24 protein-coding genes are annotated in these 22,516 nt (G+C 65.1%); 21 read left to right on the top strand and 3 right to left on the bottom strand.

Annotated features, from left to right (window positions below; all coding sequences use genetic code 11):
• The first annotated feature begins 4 nt into the window (after positions 1–4).
• The 5 genes from JS528_RS10135 (at position 5) to rpsI (ending at position 5,033) form a co-directional block, all read left to right on the top strand.
• Positions 5–646: an IMPACT family protein gene (locus JS528_RS10135; protein WP_214358931.1), complete on the top strand. Its 642-nt coding sequence runs from the start codon at positions 5–7 to the stop codon at positions 644–646.
• A gap of 10 nt (positions 647–656) precedes the next feature.
• Positions 657–1,259: an AbrB family transcriptional regulator gene (locus JS528_RS10130; protein ID WP_214358930.1), complete on the top strand. Its 603-nt coding sequence runs from the start codon at positions 657–659 to the stop codon at positions 1,257–1,259.
• 81 nt (positions 1,260–1,340) lie between these two features.
• Positions 1,341–3,506, top strand: a complete 2,166-nt coding sequence (gene malQ, locus JS528_RS10125) for a 4-alpha-glucanotransferase (protein ID WP_214358929.1) — start codon at positions 1,341–1,343, stop codon at positions 3,504–3,506.
• Between the two features lie 565 nt (positions 3,507–4,071).
• Entirely contained in the window at positions 4,072–4,521 is a 450-nt protein-coding gene (rplM, locus tag JS528_RS10120) for a 50S ribosomal protein L13 (RefSeq protein WP_214358928.1), read from the top strand.
• Between the two features lie 20 nt (positions 4,522–4,541).
• Entirely contained in the window at positions 4,542–5,033 is a 492-nt protein-coding gene (gene rpsI / locus JS528_RS10115) for a 30S ribosomal protein S9 (RefSeq protein WP_214358927.1), read from the top strand.
• Between the two features lie 135 nt (positions 5,034–5,168).
• On the opposite strand, the gene glgX is transcribed toward rpsI, so the two are convergent.
• A complete protein-coding gene (gene glgX / locus JS528_RS10110; RefSeq protein WP_214358926.1) occupies positions 5,169–7,835 on the bottom strand; it encodes a glycogen debranching protein GlgX in 2,667 nt (888 codons plus the stop codon).
• 202 nt (positions 7,836–8,037) lie between these two features.
• Here glgX and JS528_RS10105 point away from each other — a divergent pair, with 202 nt between their 5' ends.
• Positions 8,038–8,439 (top strand): VOC family protein, encoded by a 402-nt coding sequence (locus JS528_RS10105; RefSeq protein ID WP_214358925.1) that lies wholly within the window; start codon positions 8,038–8,040, stop codon positions 8,437–8,439.
• Between the two features lie 158 nt (positions 8,440–8,597).
• Here the strand turns inward: JS528_RS10105 and JS528_RS10100 are convergent, their stop codons facing one another.
• The gene (locus JS528_RS10100) at positions 8,598–9,728 is read right to left on the bottom strand and encodes an ROK family transcriptional regulator (RefSeq protein WP_214358924.1); all 1,131 of its coding nucleotides are present in this window, start codon (positions 9,726–9,728) and stop codon (positions 8,598–8,600) included.
• 464 nt (positions 9,729–10,192) lie between these two features.
• On the opposite strand from JS528_RS10100, the gene adhE reads away from it, so the two are divergent.
• Both adhE and JS528_RS10090 read left to right on the top strand, forming a co-directional pair.
• On the top strand, positions 10,193–12,925 hold the full coding sequence (adhE, locus tag JS528_RS10095; protein ID WP_214358923.1) for a bifunctional acetaldehyde-CoA/alcohol dehydrogenase: 2,733 nt from the start codon (positions 10,193–10,195) through the stop codon (positions 12,923–12,925).
• 134 nt (positions 12,926–13,059) lie between these two features.
• Entirely contained in the window at positions 13,060–13,956 is an 897-nt protein-coding gene (locus tag JS528_RS10090; RefSeq protein WP_240541452.1) for a YwiC-like family protein, read from the top strand.
• A 37-nt stretch (positions 13,957–13,993) separates the two neighbouring features.
• Here JS528_RS10090 and budA read toward each other — a convergent pair whose 3' ends face one another.
• Positions 13,994–14,704: an acetolactate decarboxylase gene (gene budA, locus JS528_RS10085; RefSeq protein ID WP_420838213.1), complete on the bottom strand. Its 711-nt coding sequence runs from the start codon at positions 14,702–14,704 to the stop codon at positions 13,994–13,996.
• A gap of 265 nt (positions 14,705–14,969) precedes the next feature.
• On the opposite strand from budA, the gene JS528_RS10080 reads away from it, so the two are divergent.
• From JS528_RS10080 to rplN, 13 genes are all read left to right on the top strand, one after another.
• Positions 14,970–16,535, top strand: coding sequence for an MDR family MFS transporter (locus JS528_RS10080; RefSeq protein WP_240541451.1), 1,566 nt, complete (start codon positions 14,970–14,972; stop codon positions 16,533–16,535).
• 266 nt (positions 16,536–16,801) lie between these two features.
• Positions 16,802–17,110, top strand: a complete 309-nt coding sequence (gene rpsJ / locus JS528_RS10075; protein WP_003827292.1) for a 30S ribosomal protein S10 — start codon at positions 16,802–16,804, stop codon at positions 17,108–17,110.
• 17 nt (positions 17,111–17,127) lie between these two features.
• Positions 17,128–17,778, top strand: coding sequence for a 50S ribosomal protein L3 (gene rplC, locus JS528_RS10070; RefSeq protein WP_214358920.1), 651 nt, complete (start codon positions 17,128–17,130; stop codon positions 17,776–17,778).
• A gap of 6 nt (positions 17,779–17,784) precedes the next feature.
• Positions 17,785–18,444: a 50S ribosomal protein L4 gene (rplD, locus tag JS528_RS10065; protein ID WP_214358919.1), complete on the top strand. Its 660-nt coding sequence runs from the start codon at positions 17,785–17,787 to the stop codon at positions 18,442–18,444.
• 5 nt (positions 18,445–18,449) lie between these two features.
• On the top strand, positions 18,450–18,746 hold the full coding sequence (gene rplW, locus JS528_RS10060) for a 50S ribosomal protein L23 (RefSeq protein ID WP_214358918.1): 297 nt from the start codon (positions 18,450–18,452) through the stop codon (positions 18,744–18,746).
• Positions 18,747–18,782: 36 nt separating this feature from the next.
• Entirely contained in the window at positions 18,783–19,613 is an 831-nt protein-coding gene (rplB, locus tag JS528_RS10055) for a 50S ribosomal protein L2 (protein ID WP_214358917.1), read from the top strand.
• A 15-nt stretch (positions 19,614–19,628) separates the two neighbouring features.
• Entirely contained in the window at positions 19,629–19,907 is a 279-nt protein-coding gene (rpsS, locus tag JS528_RS10050) for a 30S ribosomal protein S19 (RefSeq protein WP_003814508.1), read from the top strand.
• A 15-nt stretch (positions 19,908–19,922) separates the two neighbouring features.
• On the top strand, positions 19,923–20,282 hold the full coding sequence (gene rplV / locus JS528_RS10045) for a 50S ribosomal protein L22 (RefSeq protein WP_107043735.1): 360 nt from the start codon (positions 19,923–19,925) through the stop codon (positions 20,280–20,282).
• A gap of 2 nt (positions 20,283–20,284) precedes the next feature.
• Complete coding sequence (gene rpsC / locus JS528_RS10040; RefSeq protein ID WP_214358916.1) at positions 20,285–21,088, top strand: 30S ribosomal protein S3; 804 nt, start codon at positions 20,285–20,287, stop codon at positions 21,086–21,088.
• 6 nt (positions 21,089–21,094) lie between these two features.
• The gene (rplP, locus tag JS528_RS10035) at positions 21,095–21,514 is read left to right on the top strand and encodes a 50S ribosomal protein L16 (protein WP_214358915.1); all 420 of its coding nucleotides are present in this window, start codon (positions 21,095–21,097) and stop codon (positions 21,512–21,514) included.
• A gap of 1 nt (position 21,515) precedes the next feature.
• On the top strand, positions 21,516–21,770 hold the full coding sequence (rpmC, locus tag JS528_RS10030; RefSeq protein ID WP_214358914.1) for a 50S ribosomal protein L29: 255 nt from the start codon (positions 21,516–21,518) through the stop codon (positions 21,768–21,770).
• Positions 21,771–21,772: 2 nt separating this feature from the next.
• A complete protein-coding gene (gene rpsQ, locus JS528_RS10025) occupies positions 21,773–22,033 on the top strand; it encodes a 30S ribosomal protein S17 (RefSeq protein WP_214358913.1) in 261 nt (86 codons plus the stop codon).
• A gap of 114 nt (positions 22,034–22,147) precedes the next feature.
• On the top strand, positions 22,148–22,516 hold the full coding sequence (gene rplN, locus JS528_RS10020; protein WP_003827280.1) for a 50S ribosomal protein L14: 369 nt from the start codon (positions 22,148–22,150) through the stop codon (positions 22,514–22,516).

Here is a 22,516-nt window from a genome sequence, read left to right as displayed (position 1 = left end):
GCCCATGCAGACGATCCTCAATCCCGCAGACGACCCCGCGCACGACGCGTTCGTCGAGAAGAAGTCCGAGTTCATCGGCGACGCGGCCCACGTCGACACGCTCGACGAGGCGCTCGCCTTCGTCGAGTCGATCCGCGAACGGCACCCCAAGTCGCGCCACGTCGCCTACGCCGCCGTCACCGGCGGGGCCGACGGGCGCGTGGCGGAGCGCATGAGCGACGACGGCGAACCGTCCGGCACCGCCGGCAAACCGATCCTCGACGTGCTGCGCGCCAACGACCTGACCGACTGCGTCGTGGCCGTCACCCGATACTTCGGCGGCATCCTGCTCGGTTCGGGCGGTCTCATCCGCGCGTATTCGACCGGCGCGTCGATCGCCGTCAAGGCCGCGCGCAAGGCCGCGATCGTGCCGTGCCGTCGCTATCTCGTCGCGCTCGAGTACCCGCAGCTCAAGCGCTTCCAGCAGATTCTCGCCGCGGTCGACGGCGAGCAGTCCGACGAGACGTACGCCGCCGACGTCACGCTCGTCGCCGCGATGCCGGTCGACAACGCCGGACGATTCGAATCGCTCGTCACCGAGACGTTCAACGCGACCGTCGTCCCCGAACCGATGGATGTGGTGAACCGCGCCATCGCCCTCGACTAAGCTGGACTCCATGACCGACTCCGCTTTCGAACCGCTGACCGTGACCTACGAGCACCTGCGCCACTCCACCGACGCCGCCGAACTGTCCGAGTTCGCGCGCCGCGAGCTGCCGGACCGCTCCGATCAGGCTGCGTTCTCCCGCGCCACCGCATTGCTCGAGGCCGTCGGCGGCAATCCCAACACGCCGGTCGAGGACCGCGAGTTCCTCGCGCGCACGATGCCGTTCCCGAACGTGCTGGTCAAGCTCGCGCGCGATCCGGAGGCGAGCGTGCGCCAGGCCGTGGCCGCCAACACCGACGACAAGAACTGGCTGGTCGGGCGGCTGACCAAGGACCCGGTGCCCGAGGTGCGCGACACGGCACTGCGCAACAGGAAGACGTCGTGGAAGATGCGTCTCGAGGGCGCGCAGAACCCCGAGGTCGACGCCGCCACGCTCGACTTCCTCGCCACGCTCGGCACCGAGATCGAGGAGGGGGCGCCGGCCGTGCTCTCCTCGATGGTGCGCCGTGCGGTCGCGCTCAACCCGAACACCACTGCCGCCACGCTTGACAAACTCGCCGACGACCCCTCCGCCGAGGTGCGTCACGCGGTCGCCAAACGCCGTCGGCAGTAGGGCTTGCCGGCCTTCGGCGACGTGTCGCGTCACCCCCCGATGTAACGGCGTTTTTTCCACGCCGGCGCTACACTGGTGACCATGACTGAGAGAACGGAAAGTGAAGAGCGCCTCGAGCGCCCCCTGATCAGGCTGGCCAAGCTCGTGGGCATCGGCACCAGCTATGTCGGCATGAGCAACGACTATCACGAGATCGACGACGACGTCCTCGTGGCGGTGCTCGCGGCCCTCGGCGTGGACGCCTCCAACGACGAGGCGATCAGGCAGTCCAGCAAGCGCATCCGTGACGCCCGTCGCACCCGTCTGGTCGCGCCGACCGTGCTGCACACGGTGGGCGAGGAGACCCGCGTGCCGGTGAACGTCGGCGTGTTCGACATTCCCTCCGCCCGCATCACGCTGGAGAACGGCCAGCGCTACGAGGGCAAGGTCACGTATGGCCCCGGCGACGGCTCCAAGGCGTACGTGCTCAACGACAAGTTCATCACCACGGCCGCGATCATCATCCCGGCCGATCTGCCCGCCGGCTACCACACGCTGCACGTCACCGTGGCCGGACGCAAGCAGGACGCCACGCTGATCAGCGCCCCCGCGCGCGTCGAGCTGCTCGACGAGATGAAGAACGGCCATCTGTGGGGCTGGATGGCGCAGCTCTACTCGATCCGTTCCGCGGATTCGTGGGGCGTGGGTGATTTCGAGGATCTGTCCAACCTGCTCGTGGGCGCCAAGAAGCACACCGGCAGCGACTTCATGCTCATCAACCCGGTGCACGCCGCCGAGCCGGTCTCCCCGCTCACCCCGTCGCCGTACCTGCCGATCTCCCGTGGTCTCGTCAACTTCACCTACATCCGCCCCGAGGCCATCGAGGAGTACAAGCTCCTCGGCAAGGAGAGCCTCGATCAGGTCGAGCAGCTGCACGCCTCCGTCGAGCCGCTCAACGGAGACGCCCAGCTGATCGACCGCGACGCGATGTGGCGCGCCAAGATGCACGCCCTGTGGATCATCTTCAAGGTGGGCCGCAGCGCCGAGCGCCAGCAGCGCTTCGACGACTTCGTGCGCGAGAGCGGCGACTATCTCGAGGGCTACGCCACGTGGTGCCTGTGCTACGACAAGTGGGGCGCGCCCAGCCGCGAGTCCAGCAACTGGGAGCAGCGTCTCGGCAAGGACTCCGCCGAGGTCGAGGCGCTCAAGCGCCAGTTCCCCGACACCCTCAACTTCTACCGCTGGCTCGAGTGGATCGCCTCCGAGCAGCTCGACCGCGCCCAGGGCCGCGCCCGCAGGAGCGGCATGCGCATCGGCATCATGGCCGACATGGCCGTCGGCGTCCACCCGCTCGGCTCCGAGGTGTGGTGGAACCCGGAGAGCTTCGCCAAGGGGGCGACCGTCGGCGCCCCGCCGGACATGTTCAACCAGCAGGGTCAGGATTGGAGCCAGCCGCCGCTCAACCCGATCGTGCTGGAGAACACAGGCTTCGCCGCCTACCGCAGCCTGGTGCACAACATGTTCGCCCACGCCGGCGTCGTGCGCATCGACCACATCCTCGGCCTGTTCCGCCTGTGGTGGGTCCCGGCCGACAAGAAGCCGGTCGACGGCGCGTACGTCTACTACGACTCCGACATCATGCTCGGCATCCTCGCGCTCGAGGCGTCCCGTGCCGACGGCGTGGTCGTCGGCGAGGATCTGGGCGTCGTGCCGAGCTACGTGGCCGACTCCCTCAAGAAGCACGGTCTGCTCGGTTGCGCGGTCGAATGGTTCGAGCAGTTCAACGGCACGTTCCGCGCGCCGTCCGATTGGCGTCCCTACGCGCTCGCCTCGGTCAACACGCACGATCTGCCGCCGGCGGCCGGCTATCTCGAGCTCGAGCACGTCGAGCTGCGCGAGCGCCTCGGTCTGCTGACCGGTCCGAAGGAGGAGTTCGAGCGCTCCGCACGCGCCGAGCAGGACGCGATGCTGCGCATGCTCATCGAGCAGGGCTACCTTCAGGACAGCCTTGCCGAGGACGTGAGGGCCAACGAGGCGGCGATCATCGAGGCGCAGTACCGCGCGCTCAAGGGTTCGCCGTGCAAGCTGCTCGCCGCGTCCATCACCGACGCGGTGGGGGAGAAGCGCGCGCAGAACCAGCCGGGCACCAACAACGAGTACCCGAACTGGCGCATCCCGCTGGCCGACGCCGACGGCAACGTGGTCCCGGTCGAGGGCCTGTTCGCCCGCGAGTCCGTCCAGCGCATCGCCGACATCATGCGCGGCTGACGCCCGTCCCGCCCGCCACTTCGAAACGTCCGATCCTATATCCCGTGAGCCTATAGAGGCTCGATCCTATAGGATCGGACGTTTTTTCGCGTTCGTAGGGCCGACCATTCGCCCGATCCTATAGAATCGGACGTTTCCCGTGCTTTCGGGGCACATTTTGCGCCCGATCCTATAGTGTCGGACGTTTGCTGCGCTTTGGAGGAACGCTTTTCATCCGATCCTGTAGGATCGGACGTTTCCCCGCGGGTGCGAGGTCGTGTTTGCGCGCGATCCTATAGGATCGGACGAGAGGAAGAGGGAAAGAGGCCGGTCCGTGCGTCCGATACTGCCGGATCGGACGGGAAAGTGGGGCGGCTCGACACGCCTCGCCCAATGTCAGGCCCGGCGATATACTAGTGGATTGTTGTGTTTCCCTAAGGGGTCCTTCAAAGCGCTTTCCCACTCGCCATCGAGGACTTTCAGGGAGCCCACGGATGAAGAGGTCTGAGGCCTCTCGGACAGCGCGTCTCCTACACGCACGCCGAGCAGCCGAAGCCCGGAACACAATATAGAAAAGGTAGAAACAGTGAAGACTTTCACTCCGAAGCCAGCTGATCTGACTCATGACTGGTACATCGTCGACGCCACCGACGTGGTGCTCGGCCGTCTCGCCTCCCAGGTCGCCATCCTGCTGCGCGGCAAGAACAAGCCGACCTACGCTCCGCACGCCGATTCCGGTAACCACGTTATCGTGATCAACGCCGACAAGATCGCTCTGACCGGCAACAAGATGGGCAAGGAACTCTACGCGCACTCCGGTCGTCCCGGTGGTCTGCGTCGCGACACCTACGCCCAGCTCCTCGCCAACAAGCCGGAGCGCATCATCACCTCCGCCGTCAAGGGCATGCTGCCGAAGAACCGTCTGGCCAAGGTCCAGCTCGGCCGTCTTCGCGTCTTCGCCGGCGCCGAGCATCCGCACACCCCGCAGAAGCCGCAGGTCTTCGAGATCCAGCAGGTTTCTCAGCAGGCTAAGTGAACCGAAGGGAGATAGAGAACATGGCTGAAAACACCAACAACTCCGCGGTTCAGGAAACCGAAGAGGAGCTCACCAGCTACACCACCGAGACCAACGCCGGCGCTGGCACCGGTACCTCCGCGATCGAGCCGGGCTACGGCACCGGTCGTCGCAAGGAGGCCGTCGCCCGTGTCCGTCTGGTTCCGGGCTCCGGCAAGTGGACCATCAACGGTCGCACCTTGGAGGAGTACTTCCCCTCCAAGCTGCTGCAGCGTGAGGTCAACTCCCCGATCGTGCTCCTCAAGCTCGAGGGCAAGTTCGACGCTATCGTCCTCGTCGACGGCGGCGGCACCACCGGTCAGGCCGGCGCCATCCGTCTCGGCGTGGCCCGCGCCCTGAACGCCATCGACCGCGACGCCAACCGCGCCGCGCTGAAGAAGGCCGGCATGCTGACCCGCGATTCCCGCGTCGTCGAGCGCAAGAAGGCCGGTCTGCACAAGGCCCGTCGCGCCCCGCAGTTCTCCAAGCGTTGATTTTTCGCGCTTGTCGTCTGCGACAGCGATACGAGAAACCCCGTCACCGTTCGTTCGGTGGCGGGGTTTCCGCGTTCCGTGGGCCGGTTCGGGAGAACCGCCCACGGAACGCGTCGACTCGACTCAGCTCGGCTGTCAGCTCAGCTGCTTCATCAGCGAGATGCTGAGCGCCGGGAACGTCCACACGTTCTCATCCGGCGGTTCGGGCGCGGACTCCTGCGCGGCGGCATCGGCATCCGAACCGTTCTCGTCGTCCGTCAGGGGAAGGACGACCGGATCGGTATCCAGCTCATCCTCCACGCCCTCGACCCCGTCCGCGGTGGCGGCTTCGGTATCCGCGTTCCGCTGTGCGTCGGTGTCGGCCGCGGCCTCGGCCTCGGCACGCTGTCGCGCCTGAGCCTCGGCCTCCGCCTTGGCCAATGCGCGCATGTCCGCGTCGAAGGCGTCGATGAGGTCATGGGTCCGCTTCGTGGACGGCTCGGACTGCATCCGCTCGACCAGCTCGTGGATCGGGCTGTCCTCCGGCAGGCTGTGCGTCCAGATCGACTGCTGGCCGCCGAGACGGATGTCCCGCACCTTCAGGCCATGCCCCGGCAGATGCCCGGTGCTCTCCGCCGAGCACCAGGCCGGCGTCCACGCGTTGTCCGCCGGCAGACGGAACTGCTTGTCCTCGGGCACGCCGTTGATGACGATGAGCACGTCGGTCTCGCTCGCGTCGAGCAGCTGCATCACGAAGCTGCGCTGGCCCAGATCGAACCAGTCGCGTTCCATCGGCGTCGTGCCGTTCGGCAGGAACCACTGGATGCGGCTCGACGGCTTGAGCAGACCCAGCTGCGTGAGCCGGGTGAAGAAGCCCTCCTGGTGGTACAGATCCAACGACTTGCGCAGTGCGATCAGCTTCGACACCGTCTCTAGACGGTGCATGTGCCAGGTCTTCTCCGACGAGTACAGCCAATCCCATTTCAGGTAGCTGATCGGGCTGTCCTGGCAGTACGCGTTGTTGTTGCCGGACTGCGAATTGCCGTATTCGTCGCCGGCGAGCATCATCGGCGTGCCCAGACTCAGCAGCAGCGTGCCGAGCATGTTCATCGCGGCGCGCTCGCGCCGGGCGATGATCGTCATGTCGTCGGTGCGTCCCTCCACTCCGAAGTTGGCGGAGTTGTTGACGTTCGATCCGTCGTTGTTGTTCTCGCCGTTCGCCTCGTTGTGCTTGTTCTGGTAGCGCGTCAGATCGGTGAGCGTGAAGCCGTCGTGGCAGGAGACGAAGTTGATCGACGACGCCGCGCCGCGTCCCGGGTCGGTGGCGAACAGGTCGGCCGATCCGCACAGGCGGGTCGCCATCTCCTGCATGCCGATGCGGCCGATGCGTCCGCCGCCCGCCACGTCGGTGAGCCAGAACTGGCGCGCGGTGTCGCGGAACCGGTCGTTCCACTCGGCGAACGGCAGCGAGAACTGTCCGGTGCGCCAGCCGAGGTTGCCGAGGTCCCACGGCTCCATGATGAGCTTCAGATTGCCGAGCAGCAGGTCGGCGCGCAGCGCGTACAGGAACGGGTGATGCTGCGTGAACTCGCCGTTGAGGCGTGCGAGCGAGACGCCGAGGTCGAAGCGGAAGCCGTCTATGCCGATGCGCTTGGCCCAGTAGCGCAGCGAGTCGATCGCGAAGGTCACGACGTGCGTGTTCGTGAAGTCGAACGTGTTGCCGCAGCCGGTCGTGTCCTCCAGCCGTCCGATGTTGTTCTTCTGGCGGCGATAGTAGGAGAGTGCGTCGAGACCGCGCCAGCAGACGGTCGGTCCCTCGATGCCGCCTTCGCACGAGTGGTTGTAGACGACGTCCATGATGACCTCGAAGCCGGCCTCGTGCAGCGCGCGCACCATGTGGATGACCTCGTCGCGCACCGCCTCGGCGCCCTGCTCCTGCGCGGCCTTCGTCGCGTACGAGGGTTCCGGCGCGAAGAAGCCGAGCGTGTTGTACCCCCAGTAGTTGACGCGTCCGCGCTCCTGGAGGAAGACCTCGTTCTGCTTGGCCTGGATCGGCAGCAGTTCGATCGAGGTGACGCCGAGCCCCTGCAGATAGGCCAGCGTGGTCGGGTGGGCGAGGCCCGCGTAGGTGCCGCGCAGCTCCTCGGGCAGCCACGGCGCCTGCGCGGTGAATCCCTTGACGTGCAGCTCGTAGATGACGGTCTTGCTCCACGGGATGTGCGGGTGCTCGGGATCATCGTCGTGCTTGCGCTCGTCGCGGTCGTCGATGGCCACGGAGATCGGCATGTGCCCGAGCGAGTCGACGGTGCTCATCGCGCCGAACGCCGAACCGTTGACGCGGTTGTCCTTGATCTCGCATTCATAGGAGAACGCCGCGGGGGAGAGCTCCATCTTCCCGTCGATGCCCTTGGCGTACGGGTCGAGCAGCAGCTTGTACGGATTGAATCGCACGCCGTGGCGCGGATCCCACGCGCCGTCGACGCGGAATCCGTAGCGCATGCCGCTCCACGCCTTGGGCAGGTGCACGTACCACAGGCCGTAGTTCGGCCCCTCCATGCGGAACAGCGTCTCGCGCACGTACAGGTCCTCGCGCAGACGCATGCAGACCGGGAACTCGTGGATCTGATCGACGAACGAGACGCCCGGGGTGTCGAACAGACGGATCGCGTCCTGATAGAAGGCGGTGGGGTCATCCAACGACTCGATGACGCTCAGCCACACCTGATCGGCGGTCTCGGAACGGACGATGACATCGGCGCCCCCGTCCTCGGTGAAGTAGAAGCCGGGGCGCGTGGCGAAGCGATGCAGCGATGGATTTCTCATATACTCATTGTAGACGTGTCGGGTTACCTCTGTACCGAGCCGCACCGCGGTACCGGATCGCGGCATTTTCCGTCATTTTCCGTCGGCCGTGCGATTTTTTCGATTTTTCCTCGGCGTGTCCGGCATGTGCGCCTGTCGCAAGGGGGATGACGGGCTAATATTGTCATGCCGGTCAACACCATCACATTCAAAGGAGAATCATATGGCCAAGAAGATGACTGAATTCACCACCGACCTCCAGCACTCCGGCATGATCGCCAAGGATCTGGATGAGACCATCAAGTTCTACACCGAGGTGCTCGGCTTCGAGCTCGTCGGCGTCTATCCGAACGGCGAGAACCGCTGTGCCTTCCTGCGCTACGGCCACCTGACCATCGAGACCTGGGAGGGCGAGGAGGCCCCGCTGCAGGCCGGCGCCATCAACCACTGGGCGTTCGACACCCCGGACATCGAGGCCGCTTGGGCCAACGCCAAGGAGCTGGGTCTCGAGACCCGCGAGGATGAGATCGCCTCCATCCCGACCTTCTGGGACAAGGGCATCCGCTACTTCAACGTCTTCGGCCCGAACCGCGAGACCATCGAGTTCTGCCAGATCGTCAAGTGATCCGATCGATATAGGGGCATCAAGGCAATCAGAGCAACCACGAGGCGGCCGACACCATTTTCCGGTGCCGGCCGCCTCGTTTCGTCGTAACGCCCATCGTCATGCCCGTCGAGTGCCACGTCCCGCCGGGTCATTCCCGCCGGGTCATTCCCGCCGGGTCATTCCCCGAACAGCTCGGCGAGATGCCGTTCGACGAGCAGCAATGCCGCTCCGACAATGTCCTGATCCTCCGTGGACAGGCTGCGACGCAGGGTGAACCGTTCGACGCCGAACGGGCTTCGTGCGGCGACCCGTCGTCTCAGGTCCTCGATGTCGTCGTCCTCGAGATACAGCGCTGCCTCGCCTCCGACGATCACATCCCCGGCGACCACCGTGCGCGCGTTGGCGATCGCCTGCGCGACGTAGTCCAGCCATTCGTCCATCCGCTCGCGATGGTGGCGCTCGCCCTGCTCGAGCACGCTGAAGAATCCGGGGATGCTCTCGTAGTCCTCCGGCAGCGTCTCGAGCGAGCAGTAGGCCTCCATGCATCCCCGTCCGCCGCATCGGCAGGGTCTGCCGTTCGGCACGAGCGTCATGTGCTCGATCGCCCCGTTGCAGCGGTTCGCTCCCTGATGCAGCCGTCCGCCCACGATCAGCGCGCCGCCGGGGCGCCGCCCCAGATAGACGCATACCGCATCGTCGATGGACCGGTCGGCCCAGAGCTCCGCCATCGCCGCGGCGTCGCAGGTGCGGACCAGCATGCACGGGCGATGCACGGATTGGGCGATGGTCTCCAGCGTCGCTCCGGCGCCTCCCGTCGTCTCATCGAACACGATGGACCGCCCGTCGGGGGCGACGACGCCGCGCACGCAGAACGACACGCCCAGCACGCGTCCGTATCGTTGTTCGATGTCGGTCATGAGCGTGTTGACGATGGCTCCGACGCGCTGATAGTAGACGTTCGCGTTGCGGTACTGCGTGGTGCGGTTGATCGACCCCACCACCTCGCCGTAGAGGTTCACCGCCCGCACCCGGACCTCGTTGGCGTTCATGGCCACGCCGATGGCGATGCGCTGATCGGGGTCGATCTCGTAGGAGACCGCCTTGCGGCCTCCCGTGGACTCGCGCATGGGGCCCCGACGCACGACGCCCTCGGCCTCGAGATCGCGCAGGTTCTGCGTGATGGTGGGCAGGCTCATGCCGAGCGCGCGCTCGATGTCCTGCTTGGTGGAGCGGCGGTGATGGTACAGGTGGCGGGCCAGGATGATGCGGTTGTGCGTCCTGACCGCCTTCGGCGGCATTGCCTTCATGGGAACCTCCATCGAGTCCGATGTCATGAGCCAGTGTATCGGAGATCCCGATGCGGATTGCGGATTATTTGTATGACGTATCTATTTTTTAGGAGTAAAACGTCATTCGTATAACGACTTTAATGAAAAGTGTTTACAGAAATCAAGTGTTCCGTTCTCGTTTTGAAAAGACTTTTTACATAACTTGACGCCGGCGGTCGTGCATGGTGATGTGTTTTTGCGTAAAAAGCGAACAAAAGACACCAAAAACACGCTATTTGTGATGTTTTGTAAGATAAAAAGCTCAAATAAGCACAAAAATCACTCGATAACACACATGAAACGCCGGCACTTTTGTGCGCATGCGCGTGCCATAACCCTTCGTTATATTGTGACCTAGGCCACACGCGGGCATCGGAACGGCAGTTGACGACCGCGCGGTGGAACGGAAACCAACATTGCAGAACACCGATCAAGGAGGATTCATGGCAGAGGCAACGCAGGCCGAGACCCCCACCAAGCCGACCCCGGAGGAGAAGCAGGCCGCGGCCGAGGCCGAGGTCGACGCGCTGGTGCAGAAGGGCCTCAAGGCTCTGGATGAGTTCGAGAAGCTGGATCAGAAGCAGGTCGACCGCATCGTCGCCAAGGCGTCGGTCGCCGCGCTGAACAAGCACCTCGTGCTCGCGAAGATGGCCGTCGAGGAGACCGGCCGCGGTCTGGTCGAAGACAAGGCCACGAAGAACATCTTCGCCTGTGAGCACGTCACCAACTACATGGCCGGTCAGAAGACCGTCGGCATCATCCGCGAGGACGACGTCATGGGCATCGACGAGGTCGCCGAGCCGGTCGGCGTGGTCGCCGGCGTCACCCCGGTCACCAACCCGACCTCCACCGCCATCTTCAAGTCCCTGCTGGCCCTGAAGACCCGTTGCCCGATCATCTTCGGCTTCCACCCGGGCGCCCAGAAGTGCTCCGTCGAAGCCGCGAGGATCGTGCGCGACGCCGCCATCGAGGCCGGCGCTCCCGAGAACTGCGTGCAGTGGATCGAGCACCCGTCCATTGAGGCGACCGGCGCCCTGATGAAGCACCCCGGCATCGCCACGATCCTCGCCACCGGCGGTCCGGGCATGGTCAAGGCCGCGTACTCCTCCGGCAAGCCGGCCCTCGGCGTCGGCGCCGGCAACGCCCCGGCCTACGTCGACAAGGACGTGGACATCGTGCGCGCCGCGAACGACCTCGTGCTCTCCAAGCACTTCGACTACGGCATGATCTGCGCCACCGAGCAGGCCATCATCGCCGACAAGGACGTCTACGCCCCGCTGGTCAAGGAGCTCAAGCGCCGCAAGGCCTACTTCGTGAACGCCGACGAGAAGGCCAAGCTCGAGCAGTACATGTTCGGCTGCGTCGCCGGCTCTGGCGAGAAGCCGAAGCTCAACTCCGTGGTGCCGGGCAAGTCCCCGCAGTACATCGCCAAGGCCGCCGGCTTCGAGATCCCGTCCGACGCGACGATCCTCGTCGCCGAGTGCAAGGAGGTCTCCGACGACGAGCCGCTGACCCACGAGAAGCTCGCTCCGGTCCAGGCCATCCTCAAGTCCTCCGGCAAGGAGGAGGCCTTCGAGATGTGCGAGAAGATGCTCAAGCTGGGTGCCGGCCACACCGCCGCCATCCACACCAACAACCAGGATCTGGTGCGCGAGTACGGCCTGCGCATGCACGCCTGCCGCATCATCTGGAACCAGCCGTCCTCCCTCGGCGGCATCGGCGACATCTACAACGCCATCGCCCCGTCGCTGACCCTGGGCTGCGGCTCCTACGGCGGCAACTCGGTGTCCGGCAACGTGCAGGCCGTGAACCTGCTCAACATCAAGCGCATCGCCCGGAGGAACAACAACATGCAGTGGTTCAAGATCCCGCCGAAGACGTACTTCGAGCCGAACGCGGTCAAGTACCTGCGCGACATGTTCGGCATCGAGAAGGCCGTCATCGTGTGCGACAAGGTCATGGAGCAGCTCGGCATCGTCGACAAGATCATCGACCAGCTGCGCGCCCGCGCCAACAACGTCACCTTCCGCATCATCGACTACGTCGAGCCGGAGCCCTCGGTCGAGACCGTCGAGAAGGGCGCCGAGATGATGCGCGAGGAGTTCGAGCCCGACACGATCATCGCGGTCGGCGGCGGCTCCCCGATGGATGCGGCCAAGATCATGTGGCTGCTCTACGAGCACCCGGAGATCTCCTTCGGCGACGTGCGCGAGAAGTTCTTCGACATCCGCAAGCGCGCCTTCAAGATCCCGCCGCTGGGCAAGAAGGCCAAGCTCGTGTGCATCCCGACCTCCTCCGGCACCGGTTCCGAGGTCACGCCGTTCGCGGTCATCACCGACCACAAGACCGGCTACAAGTACCCGATCACCGACTACGCGCTCACCCCGTCCGTCGCGATCGTCGACCCGGTCCTGGCCCGCACCCAGCCGCGCCGTCTGGCTTCCGACGCCGGCTTCGACGCCCTGACCCACTCCTTCGAGGCGTACGTGTCCGTGTACGCGAACGACTTCACCGACGGCATGGCCCTGCACGCGGCCAAGCTGATCTGGGACAACCTGGCCGAGTCCGTCAACGGCGAGCCGGGTCTGGAGAAGACGGTCGCCCAGGAGAAGATGCACAACGCCGCCACGATGGCCGGCATGGCCTTCGGCTCCGCGTTCCTGGGCATGTGCCACGGCATGGCCCACACCATCGGCGCCCTGTGCCACATCGCCCACGGCCGCACCAACTCCATCCTGCTGCCGTACGTGATCCGCTACAACGGCCAGGTGCCCGAGGAGCCGACCAGCTGGCCGAAGTACAACAAGTATGTGGCCGACGAGCGCTACCGCGACATCGCCCGCAACCTCGGCATCGACACCGGCAAGACCCCGGCCGAGGCCGTCGAGAACCTGGCGAAGGCCGTCGAGGACTACCGCGACAACAAGCTCGGCATGAACAAGAGCTTCCAGGAGTGCGGCGTGGACGAAGACTACTTCTGGAGCGTGCTCGACCAGATCGGCATGCGCGCCTACGAGGACCAGTGCACCCCGGCCAACCCGCGCATCCCGCTCATCGAGGACATGAAGGACATCGCCATCGCCGCCTACTACGGCGTCTCCCAGGCGGAGGGTCACAAGATCCGCGTCGAGCGCGAGGGCGTCGAGGCCACCGAGGAGGCCTCCGAGCGCGTCTGACATCCTCCGACCCGCTGAGTCAGGCTGAGTCAAGGGGAGTGTGACCCCGGTTCCCACGTGGGAGCCGGGGTCCTTCCGTATCCGGAGCGCGCCATGACCGCGATCCCCGCCGACTTCCCGTATGGTGGGGGACCATGAGCAACACCAGAAGCAGAAGGCGCGGCATGCGCGCCACCGTCAGATCCACCATACGCCGATGGGTCCCCGACCAACCCGGCGCATGGGTGATGGCCACGGCGCCGGCCCTCGCCGGCCTCGTCGCCGGCACCGAATACGGCAGACCCACCATCGCCGCGTTCTGGCTGCTGGCGTGCTGGATCCTGTGCTACTGCGTGCAGTTCTCCGTCGCCCGCTGGCTCAAGTCCGGCCTCGCGCGTCGCTACCGCGGGCCGGCGCTTGTCTACTGCGCCGCGCTGGCGGCCGTGGGCGTCCCGTTCGTCGTCCTGCACCCCGGCGTGCTCGCCTGGGCGCCGGCGTTCGCCGCCCTCGCCGTGGCGTCGTTCGTCGCCGCGTGGAAACGCCGCGAACGCTCCCTGTGGTCGAACGGCGTGGCCGTCGTCGCCTCCAGCCTGATGCCGTCGCTCACGTTCGCCTACGGCACGCTCGGCGCGGGCACCGGCCGGGGCACGAACGTCATGGCATCGATTCCGCAGCCGACCGTCGTGGGATTGGCGCTGTTCCTCTATTTCGTCGTCACGCAGTTCGGCTCGGTCCTCTTCGTCAAGACGATGATCCGGGAACGCGGCAACCGCGCCTATCTCGCCGCATCGTGGATCTGGCACGCCGCGTTCGTCGCATGGTCCGTCATCGCGTCCGGGCCGGGGCGTGGCCTCGGCCTTGATTCCCCGCTGGCGTCCCACGCCGGACCATGGCTCGTCATCGTGGCCGCGCTGCTGCTGGCCCGCGCCGTCGTCCTGCCGTTGCTCGCACGGTTCCGTGCGATCCGTCCGCTCGTGACCGGCGCGGTCGAGGGCGTGTCCAGCATCGTCGCGTTCGCCGGCAGTCTGGGATTGACGCTCGGCGCGCTGTGATCCGTGATCCGTCCGATCCGGTCCCGGTCGTCTCGGGCTATTTCGCCGTATCGCCCTCCGCGTTGGTGATCGCCTCGGCGATGTTGTCGCGGCTGAAGTCGTGGTTGCGGTAGTCGGGATTGTCCACCGGCAGATGCGTGACCAGCGTGTCGAACACTTGGCTGAGGATCTCGCCGCGCTCGAGCACCGCGTCGAGCACGTGCCCGCCGATCGAATGGTCGTCGGCGAGGAAGTGCTCGTGGAATCCCGCCACCGCCGCGCCGTGGAACATCACCGGCGAGAAGTAGCCGAGCATCGTGCCCCTTACATCGTGCCCGAGGAAGATCGCCTGACGGTCGGCCACCTCCTCCAGCGTGGGGTAGGGGGCCTGCTGCTTGATGACCGCGCGCGTCTTGATGAAGCTGAACGTGCCGCGCACGATGACCGAGAAGAACGTGTTCGCGCGCCCGTTCGCCTCGACGATGCGTCGGTTGAGCTCCTCGAGGCCGATGTCGCGCCGCTCGCACTGGTATTGGAACGCCGCGCGGTGGATGTTGGCGAACGGCAGCGTCAGATCGTCGGGCACCGCCTCGACCACTCCGGTGCGGCCGACCTTCCATGCGTGTCCGTCGAGCACGATGATCTCGCCGTCGAGTCCCTCGCCGGTGCCGATGCCGGTGTCGCCGTGGGTGAGCAGTTCGCCCATCGTGGTGGTGCCCTCCAGCAGGCCCGGCACCAGCAGCGCCAGCGTGCCGTGCTGGTAGAGCACGTTCGCCTTGTGTTCGTGGATCGGCTCGATCGCCTTGCCCTTCAGTTCGCTCACGATTCGACAATATAAGGAGCGGCGCCGCCCTCGGGCAAGGTTCCGGGCCGCGGCGCGGACGTGACTTCCCTCACAGCGAACAGGCGCGACGGGCGCATCGAGTGTTGGACAGAGGTGGGTATAGCGTATTCGCGTGCTTTCGGGCGGTACGGCATCGCAGCGGCGTGATGCGTGGTCGCCCTCGACCGGCACGGGAAGAAGTATGCGTCACATGGCAGGAACGGCACAGCGTCGGAATCTCGGTACGGCCCTCACCCGCGAGGAGTCGTACGTCGACGGCAAACTCACGCACACCGCGTTCGTCTCGCTGGCGATCCTCACGTTCATCACGTTCGTCGGCAACTTCACGCAGCTGCAGCTGAGCGCCGCGCTGCCGTCCATCGTCGACGAGTTCGGCATCAACGTCACCACCGGACAATGGCTCACCTCCGTCTTCCAGCTGGTGATGGGCGTGATGGTCCCGCTCACCGCGTTCCTCACACGCCGCTTCTCCACGCGCCAGATCGTCATCGTCTCGATGGCGGTGTTCACGCTCGGCTCCGTATGCGCATGGCTCGCCCCCTCGTTCCTGATGCTGCTGTTCGGGCGCGTGCTCGAGGCGATCGGCACGGGCGTCATGTGGCCGGTGCTGCAGATCACCGTGTTCTCCATCTTTCCGCTGTCCCGCCGCGGCGCCGCGATGGGCATGGTCGGCATCGCGATGAGCGTCGCCCCGGCCATCGGCCCCACGCTCGGAGGGCTGCAGACCGACGCCAACGGATGGCGCTCCATCTTCCTGACCCTGACCGTCATCGGCGCCGTCTCGCTCGTGGCCGCCTGCCTGTGGCTGCACAACTTCGGCGAGCACGATGCGACCGCCCGTGCCGATTTCTTCTCCGTGGCGCTGTCGATCCTCGGATTCGGTGGACTGATGTTCGGCTTCACCAACATCGAGAACTACCCGTTCTCCAACCCGATGGTCTGGGCCTCGATGCTTGTGGGGCTGGTCGGCATCGTGTGGTTCGTGGTCCGTCAGGTGCATCGCGCGCATATATATAAGGAGTCGGTCGCCGGAACGGCCACGTCCGCGGCCGGCGCGGCGCCCGAGCCTCCGCTGCTCGACCTCGGGGTGCTGAGGAACCGTTCGTTCACCGTCGGCACGCTCACCGCATCGCTCGCGTTCTTCGCGTTCAGCTCGATTCTGGTCATCATGCCGCTGTACATCCAGAACGACCGCGGCTTCTCCGCCACGATGAGCGGCCTGATCATGCTGCCCGGCGCGATCGGCCAGTGCATCTCGCAGCTCTTCGGAGGCAAGGCGCTCGACCGCTTCGGCGCGCGCCCGGTCGCACTGTTCGGCGCCATCGTGCTCACCGTCGGCACCATCGGCATGAGCCTGATCTCCTCGGACACGTGGATCTGGTGGGTGTCGATCTGCCAGTTCGTCCGTCAGATCGGCATGGGATCGCTGCTGATGCCGATCACCACCTGGTCGCTCAACTGCCTCGAGCCGGAGGAGATCTCCGCCGGGTCGGCCGTGACCAACACGGCCCGTCAGGTGGCCGGCGCGATGGGCGCCCCCATCCTCGTCATCCTGATGGAGACGTTCACCGCCGTGCGTCACGCCTCCGGCGTCGACCTGATCGCCGCCAACATCTTCGGCATCCAATGGGCGCTGCGCATCTCCGCCGCCCTGTGCCTGATCATGGTGTTCCTCGTGGCATGCGGCGTGCGCGGCAACGGCGCCGGCTCCGCCCACGACGTCACCCGTCGCGCCCTCGCCCGTCTGCGCAAGTAGCGCGATACGCGACACGCCGGGGGATGCGGGGGCGGAATTTAGTCCGCCCTCAGTGTTTAGATAAACAAGTTGCCTGATTTGGGCTCGCAAATTGGAAATAACAAAGCGAGCGCGGGGCCGGAACCATCCACGTGGTTCACGGTGGGCCGCGCACTGATGTCGGATGACCGCCAGAGGACGTATGTCCAAGGGAGGCCATGCGCGCCGGTGCCCTTAAGAAGCAGGCTGGTAAACAGTACACGAATCGCTAGAAAGGGCGGACGGCAATGGCGGGACAGAAAATCCGCATCAGGCTTAAGTCCTATGACCACGAGGTCATCGACCAATCGGCGAAGAAGATCGTCGAAACGGTGACGAACGCGGGCGCAACTGTTGTTGGCCCCGTTCCGCTGCCGACCGAGAAGAACGTTTTCTGTGTTATCCGTTCTCCTCATAAGTACAAGGATTCTCGCGAGCACTTCGAGATGCGCACGCACAAGCGTCTCATCGACATCGTGGACCCGACCCCGAAGGCCGTGGATTCCCTGATGCACATCGATCTGCCTGCGGACGTCAACATCGAGATCAAGCTGTAAGGGAGGAGGGAACCACTATGTCGCAAAGGAACGATTGCAAGGCTCTGCTGGGCAAGAAGCTCGGCATGTCTCAGGTCTGGGACGAGAACGGTTTCTTCGTGCCCGTCACGCTGGTGGACGTTTCCACCAACGTGGTCACGGCCATCAAGACCGATGAGACCGACGGCTACACCGCGGTCCAGATCGGCTACGGCCAGATCGACCCGACCAAGGTGACCAAGCCGCTCGCCGGCCACTTCGCCAAGGCCGGTGTCACCCCCCGTCGTCACCTCGTCGAGGTGCGCGAGGACAACGCCACCGAGTACACGGTCGGTCAGGAACTGACCGCCGAGCTCTTCGCCGAGGGCGCCGAGGTCGATGTGACCGGCACCACCAAGGGCAAGGGCTTCGCTGGCACCATCAAGCGTTGGGGCTTCAAGTCCTACCGCCGTTCCCACGGCTCCCACAAGAACGAGCGTCGCCCCGGTTCCGTCGGCGCGTGCGCCACTCCGAGCCGCATCCTCAAGGGCAAGCGTATGGCCGGCCGCATGGGTCATGTGACCGCCACCGCGCAGAACCTCACCGTCGTCTCCGCTGATGTCGAGAACGGCATCCTCGCCATCAAGGGCGCCATCCCGGGCCCGAAGGGCGGCATCGTTCTCGTCCGTTCTGCGGTGAAGGGAGCCTGATAAACCATGGCAAACGTTACTCTGAACGTCACTGACAACGCCGGCCAGAACGCGGGCACCGTCGAGGCCCCGGCCGAGCTGTTCGGCATCTCCGCCGAGGACGTGCAGGCCCACGTCCCGCTGATCCACCAGGTCGTCGTGGCCCAGCTGGCCGCCGCCCGTCAGGGCACCCACGCCACCAAGACCCGCGCCAACGTTTCCGGCGGCGGCAAGAAGCCGTGGAAGCAGAAGGGCACCGGTCGTGCTCGCCAGGGTTCCACCCGCGCTCCGCAGTGGTACCACGGCGGCGTCGTGTTCGGCCCGCAGCCGCGCAACTACGCCCAGCGCACCCCCAAGAAGATGAAGGCCGCCGCTCTGCGCTACGTGCTGTCCGACCGCGCCAACGCCGGTCGCATCGCCGTGGTCGACTTCGGCATCGGTGAGACCCCGTCCACCAAGGCCGCCGTCGCCGCTCTGGCTCCGGTCACCAACAACAAGTTCACCACCGTCGTGTTCACCCGCGACAACGTGAACGAGTGGCTGTCCGTGCGCAACATCCCGACCGTTCATCCGATTTTCGTCGATCAGCTCAACACGTACGACGTGGTCACCGCGCAGTACGTCGTCTTCACCAAGGAGGCCCTCGAGGCCTTCGTCGCGGCGAAGACCGAGCCGAAGGAGGCCTGATTTTCATGGTCGCTATTCACAAGCCGGCACACGACGTGATCCTTAAGCCCGTCGTCTCCGAGAAGAGCTACGCCAACTCCGATCGCGGTCAGTACACCTTCGTGGTGGCCCCGTCCGCGAACAAGGTGCAGATCAAGCAGGCTATCGAAGAGATCTTCAATGTCAAGGTGACGAACGTCAACACCCTCAACCGCGCTGGCAAGAAGCAGCGCACCCGCACCGGTTTCGGCCGCCGCGTCAACGAGAAGCGCGCGATCGTGACCGTCGCCGAGGGCCAGACGATCGACATCTTCGGTAACTGAAGGCTAGCCGAGAAAAGTTAAAGGAAGAACTACATTATGGCTATCCGCGTTTATAAGCCGACGACCGCAGGCCGCCGCAACGCGTCCGTCTCGGACTTCTCCGAGATCACGCGCTCCACGCCTGAGAAGTCGCTGGTTCGCAAGCTGTCCAAGACCGGCGGTCGCAACTCCTACGGTCGTATGACCTCCCGCCACCGCGGCGGCGGCCACAAGCGCCAGTACCGTCTCATCGACTTCCGTCGTTGGGACAAGGACGGCGTGCCCGCCAAGGTCGCTCACATTGAGTACGACCCGAACCGTACCGCCAACATCGCCCTCCTGCACTACGCGGACGGCGAGAAGCGCTACATCATCGCCCCGAAGGGCATCAAGCAGGGCGATCTCATCGAGACCGGCGCCCAGGCCGATATCAAGCCGGGCAACAACCTGCCGCTGAAGAACATCCCGACCGGTACCATCGTGCACGCGATCGAGCTCCGCCCGCTCGGCGGCGCCAAGATCGCCCGCTCCGCCGGTGCCTCCGTCCAGCTCGTCGCCAAGGATGGCGCCTACGCCCAGCTGCGTATGCCGTCCGGCGAGATCCGCAACGTCGACGCGCGCTGCCGCGCCACCGTCGGCGAGGTCGGCAACGAGGACCACGCCAACGTGCAGCTCGGCAAGGCCGGTCGCGCCCGTTGGATGGGCAAGCGCCCGATCACCCGTGGTGAGTCCATGAACCCGGTCGACCACCCGCACGGCGGTCGTACCCGCGGTGGCAAGCCGCCGGTTTCCCCGTGGGGCAAGGGCGAGGTTCGTACCCGTCGTCCGAAGAAGGCTTCGAACAAGATGATTGTTCGTCGCCGTCCGAATGGCAAGAACCGCAAGTAAGGAAGATTCGAAGAGATGACTCGTAGCATCAAGAAGGGCCCCTTCGTCGACGCCCACTTGCAGAAGAAGGTCGACGAGCAGAACGAGAAGGGCACCAAGAACGTCATCAAGACGTGGTCCCGTCGCTCGATGATCACCCCCGATTTCATCGGCCACACGTTCGCTGTTCACGATGGTCGCAAGCACGTCCCGGTGTTCGTCACCGAGGCGATGGTCGGCCACAAGCTCGGTGAGTTCGCCCCCACGAAGACCTTCAAGGGTCACGTGAAGGACGACAAGAAGGCCCGCCGCTAAAGGAGAGCATGACTTATGGAAGCTAAAGCAATCGCTCGTCACGTCCGCGTGACGCCGCGCAAGGCTCGTCGCATGGTCAACCTCATCCGAGGCAAGCAGGCGACCGAAGCCGTCACCATTCTGAAGTTCGCCCCTCAGGACGCGTCCCTGCCGGTTCGCAAGGTCCTCGAGAGCGCGATCGCCAACGCTCGTTTCCAGGCCGATAAGGCCGGCGAGCCGTTCCGCGAGAACGACCTGTACATCAAGGAGACCTACGTGGACGAAGGCGTGACGCTCAAGCGTTTCCGCGCCCGCGCCCAGGGCCGTGCCGCTCGCATCAACAAGCGCACGAGCCACATCACGGTCGTCGTCGCCAACAAGGAAGGAGCCCGCTAAAGATGGGTCAGAAGATCAATCCGTTTGGCTACCGTCTTGGCATCACTGAGAACCACCGCTCCAAGTGGTTCTCCGACTCCAACAAGGCCGGCGAGCGTTACTCCGACTTCGTGCTTGAGGACGACAAGATCCGCAAGGAGATGAACAAGGATCTCGAGCGCGCCGGTGTGAGCAAGATCGTCATCGAGCGCACCCGCGACCGCGTCCGCGTCGACATCCACACCGCCCGTCCGGGCATCGTGATCGGTCGCCGCGGCGCCGAGGCCGAGAAGGTCCGCGCCAAGCTCGAGAAGATGACCGGCAAGCAGGTCCAGCTCAACATCTTCGAGGTCAAGAACGCCGCGCTGGACGCCCAGCTCGTCGCTCAGGGCATCGCCGAGCAGCTGACCAACCGCGTCACCTTCCGTCGCGCCATGCGCAAGGCCCAGCAGGACGCCATGCGCGCCGGTGCCAAGGGTATCCGCATCAAGCTCTCCGGCCGCCTCGGCGGTGCGGAAATGAGCCGTTCCGAGTTCTACCGCGAGGGTCGCGTCCCGCTGCAGACCCTCCGCGCCCTGATCGACTACGGCTTCTTCGAGGCCAAGACCACCTACGGCCGCATCGGCGTCAAGGTGTGGATCTACAAGGGCGACATGACCGAACGTGAGTTCGAGGAGCAGCAGGCCCAGCAGAACAACCGCCCCGGCCGTCGCGGCGATCGCCGTCCGCGCCGTGGCAACCGCAACGCCGGTGCCGGCCGTCAGCAGTCCGAGGCCCCGAAGGCCGAGGCCGCCGAGGCTCCCGCCGCCACGGAAACGAAGGAGTGAGCAAGAATGCTTATCCCAAAGAGGACTAAGTACCGCAAGCAGCATCGTCCTGTCCGCTCTGGCATGTCCAAGGGCGGCAACGAGATCAACTTCGGTGATTTCGGCATCCAGGCGCTGGCCCCGGCCTACGTGACCAACCGCCAGATCGAGGCCGCGCGTATCGCCATGACCCGCTACATCAAGCGTGGTGGCCGCGTGTGGATCACGATCTTCCCGGATCGCCCGCTGACCAAGCACGCCCTCGGCGCCCGAATGGGTTCCGGTAAGGGTACGCCTGAGTTCTGGATCGCCAACATCCACCCCGGTCGCGTCATGTTCGAGATCGGCGGTGTGTCCGAGGATGTCGCTCGCGAGGCTCTTCGCCGCGCCATCGATAAGCTCCCCATGAAGTGCCGTGTGATTGCTCGTGAAGGCGGTGACATCTGATATGGCAGTCGGAACCGAAGAGTACTCCATCAAGAACCTCAATGAGAAGACCAACGCGGAGATCGAGGGCTTCCTGAAGAAGTCCAAGGAAGAGCTGTTCAACCTGCGCTTCCAGCACGCGACCGGTCAGCTCGAGAACACCGCCCGCCTCAAGGCCGTCAAGCGCGACATCGCCCGCATGTACACCGTGCTGCGCGAGCGTCAGCTCGGCATCACCGCCGAGCCGGCCGCCACTGAAACCGCTAAGGAGAAGTGATCATGGCTGAAGAGCGTAACTTCCGCAAGGTTCGTCGCGGTTACGTCGTGTCCGATGCGATGGACAAGACGATCACCGTCGAGCTCGAGAAGCGTTCGACCCACCCGCTGTACGGCAAGGTCGTCCGCACCACCAAGAAGGTCAAGGCCCATGATGAACACAACGAGGCGAAAATTGGCGACCTCGTGAGTATCATGGAGACTCGTCCTCTGAGCAAGACCAAGCGTTGGCGTCTCGAATCCATCATCGAGCGCGCCAAGTAAAAACAAGTTCGGCAAGGCTCGCCGTCCACCGGGCGCGGTATGAATAGGTATTCTGTGCTTATTCCTCTACCGCGCCCGGTGTGCGGGGAGAACCAGCTCGGCTAAGGAGAATCAATGATTCAGCAGGAAACGCGGCTTCATGTCGCCGACAACACGGGTGCCAAGGAACTCCTTGCCATCCGCGTGCTCGGTGGTTCGAAGCGACGCTATGCCGGCCTGGGCGACGTCATCGTCGCCTCGGTCAAGGACGCGATCCCTGGCGGATCGGTCAAGAAGGGCGACGTGGTCAAGGCCGTCGTCGTCCGTACCGTCAAGGAGCACCGCCGTGCGGACGGCTCCTACATCAAGTTCGACGAGAACGCCGCCGTCATTCTCGGCTCCGGCCGTGAACCGAAGGGCACTCGTATTTTCGGACCGATCGCTCGTGAGCTGCGCGACAAGCGCTTCATGCGCATCGTGTCCCTCGCCCCGGAGGTGATCTGA

This window comes from Bifidobacterium santillanense (genome assembly GCF_018555385.1).
Lineage (GTDB): Bacteria > Actinomycetota > Actinomycetes > Actinomycetales > Bifidobacteriaceae > Bifidobacterium > Bifidobacterium santillanense.
This window is presented reverse-complemented; position numbering and strand designations above follow the sequence as displayed.

Excerpts from the sequence above, each read along its gene's own strand:
- JS528_RS10135 (WP_214358931.1), top strand. The coding sequence starts at position 5 with ATGCAGACGATCCTCAATCCCGCAGACGACCCCGCGCACGACGCGTTC.
- JS528_RS10130 (WP_214358930.1), top strand. The coding sequence starts at position 657 with ATGACCGACTCCGCTTTCGAACCGCTGACCGTGACCTACGAGCACCTG.
- malQ (WP_214358929.1), top strand. The coding sequence starts at position 1,341 with ATGACTGAGAGAACGGAAAGTGAAGAGCGCCTCGAGCGCCCCCTGATC.
- rpsI (WP_214358927.1), top strand. The coding sequence starts at position 4,542 with ATGGCTGAAAACACCAACAACTCCGCGGTTCAGGAAACCGAAGAGGAG.
- glgX (WP_214358926.1), bottom strand. The coding sequence starts at position 7,835 with ATGAGAAATCCATCGCTGCATCGCTTCGCCACGCGCCCCGGCTTCTAC.
- JS528_RS10105 (WP_214358925.1), top strand. The coding sequence starts at position 8,038 with ATGGCCAAGAAGATGACTGAATTCACCACCGACCTCCAGCACTCCGGC.
- JS528_RS10100 (WP_214358924.1), bottom strand. The coding sequence starts at position 9,728 with ATGAAGGCAATGCCGCCGAAGGCGGTCAGGACGCACAACCGCATCATC.
- adhE (WP_214358923.1), top strand. The coding sequence starts at position 10,193 with ATGGCAGAGGCAACGCAGGCCGAGACCCCCACCAAGCCGACCCCGGAG.
- JS528_RS10090 (WP_240541452.1), top strand. The coding sequence starts at position 13,060 with ATGAGCAACACCAGAAGCAGAAGGCGCGGCATGCGCGCCACCGTCAGA.
- JS528_RS10080 (WP_240541451.1), top strand. The coding sequence starts at position 14,970 with ATGGCAGGAACGGCACAGCGTCGGAATCTCGGTACGGCCCTCACCCGC.
- rpsJ (WP_003827292.1), top strand. The coding sequence starts at position 16,802 with ATGGCGGGACAGAAAATCCGCATCAGGCTTAAGTCCTATGACCACGAG.
- rplC (WP_214358920.1), top strand. The coding sequence starts at position 17,128 with ATGTCGCAAAGGAACGATTGCAAGGCTCTGCTGGGCAAGAAGCTCGGC.
- rplD (WP_214358919.1), top strand. The coding sequence starts at position 17,785 with ATGGCAAACGTTACTCTGAACGTCACTGACAACGCCGGCCAGAACGCG.
- rplW (WP_214358918.1), top strand. The coding sequence starts at position 18,450 with ATGGTCGCTATTCACAAGCCGGCACACGACGTGATCCTTAAGCCCGTC.
- rplB (WP_214358917.1), top strand. The coding sequence starts at position 18,783 with ATGGCTATCCGCGTTTATAAGCCGACGACCGCAGGCCGCCGCAACGCG.
- rpsS (WP_003814508.1), top strand. The coding sequence starts at position 19,629 with ATGACTCGTAGCATCAAGAAGGGCCCCTTCGTCGACGCCCACTTGCAG.
- rplV (WP_107043735.1), top strand. The coding sequence starts at position 19,923 with ATGGAAGCTAAAGCAATCGCTCGTCACGTCCGCGTGACGCCGCGCAAG.
- rpsC (WP_214358916.1), top strand. The coding sequence starts at position 20,285 with ATGGGTCAGAAGATCAATCCGTTTGGCTACCGTCTTGGCATCACTGAG.
- rplP (WP_214358915.1), top strand. The coding sequence starts at position 21,095 with ATGCTTATCCCAAAGAGGACTAAGTACCGCAAGCAGCATCGTCCTGTC.
- rpmC (WP_214358914.1), top strand. The coding sequence starts at position 21,516 with ATGGCAGTCGGAACCGAAGAGTACTCCATCAAGAACCTCAATGAGAAG.
- rpsQ (WP_214358913.1), top strand. The coding sequence starts at position 21,773 with ATGGCTGAAGAGCGTAACTTCCGCAAGGTTCGTCGCGGTTACGTCGTG.
- rplN (WP_003827280.1), top strand. The coding sequence starts at position 22,148 with ATGATTCAGCAGGAAACGCGGCTTCATGTCGCCGACAACACGGGTGCC.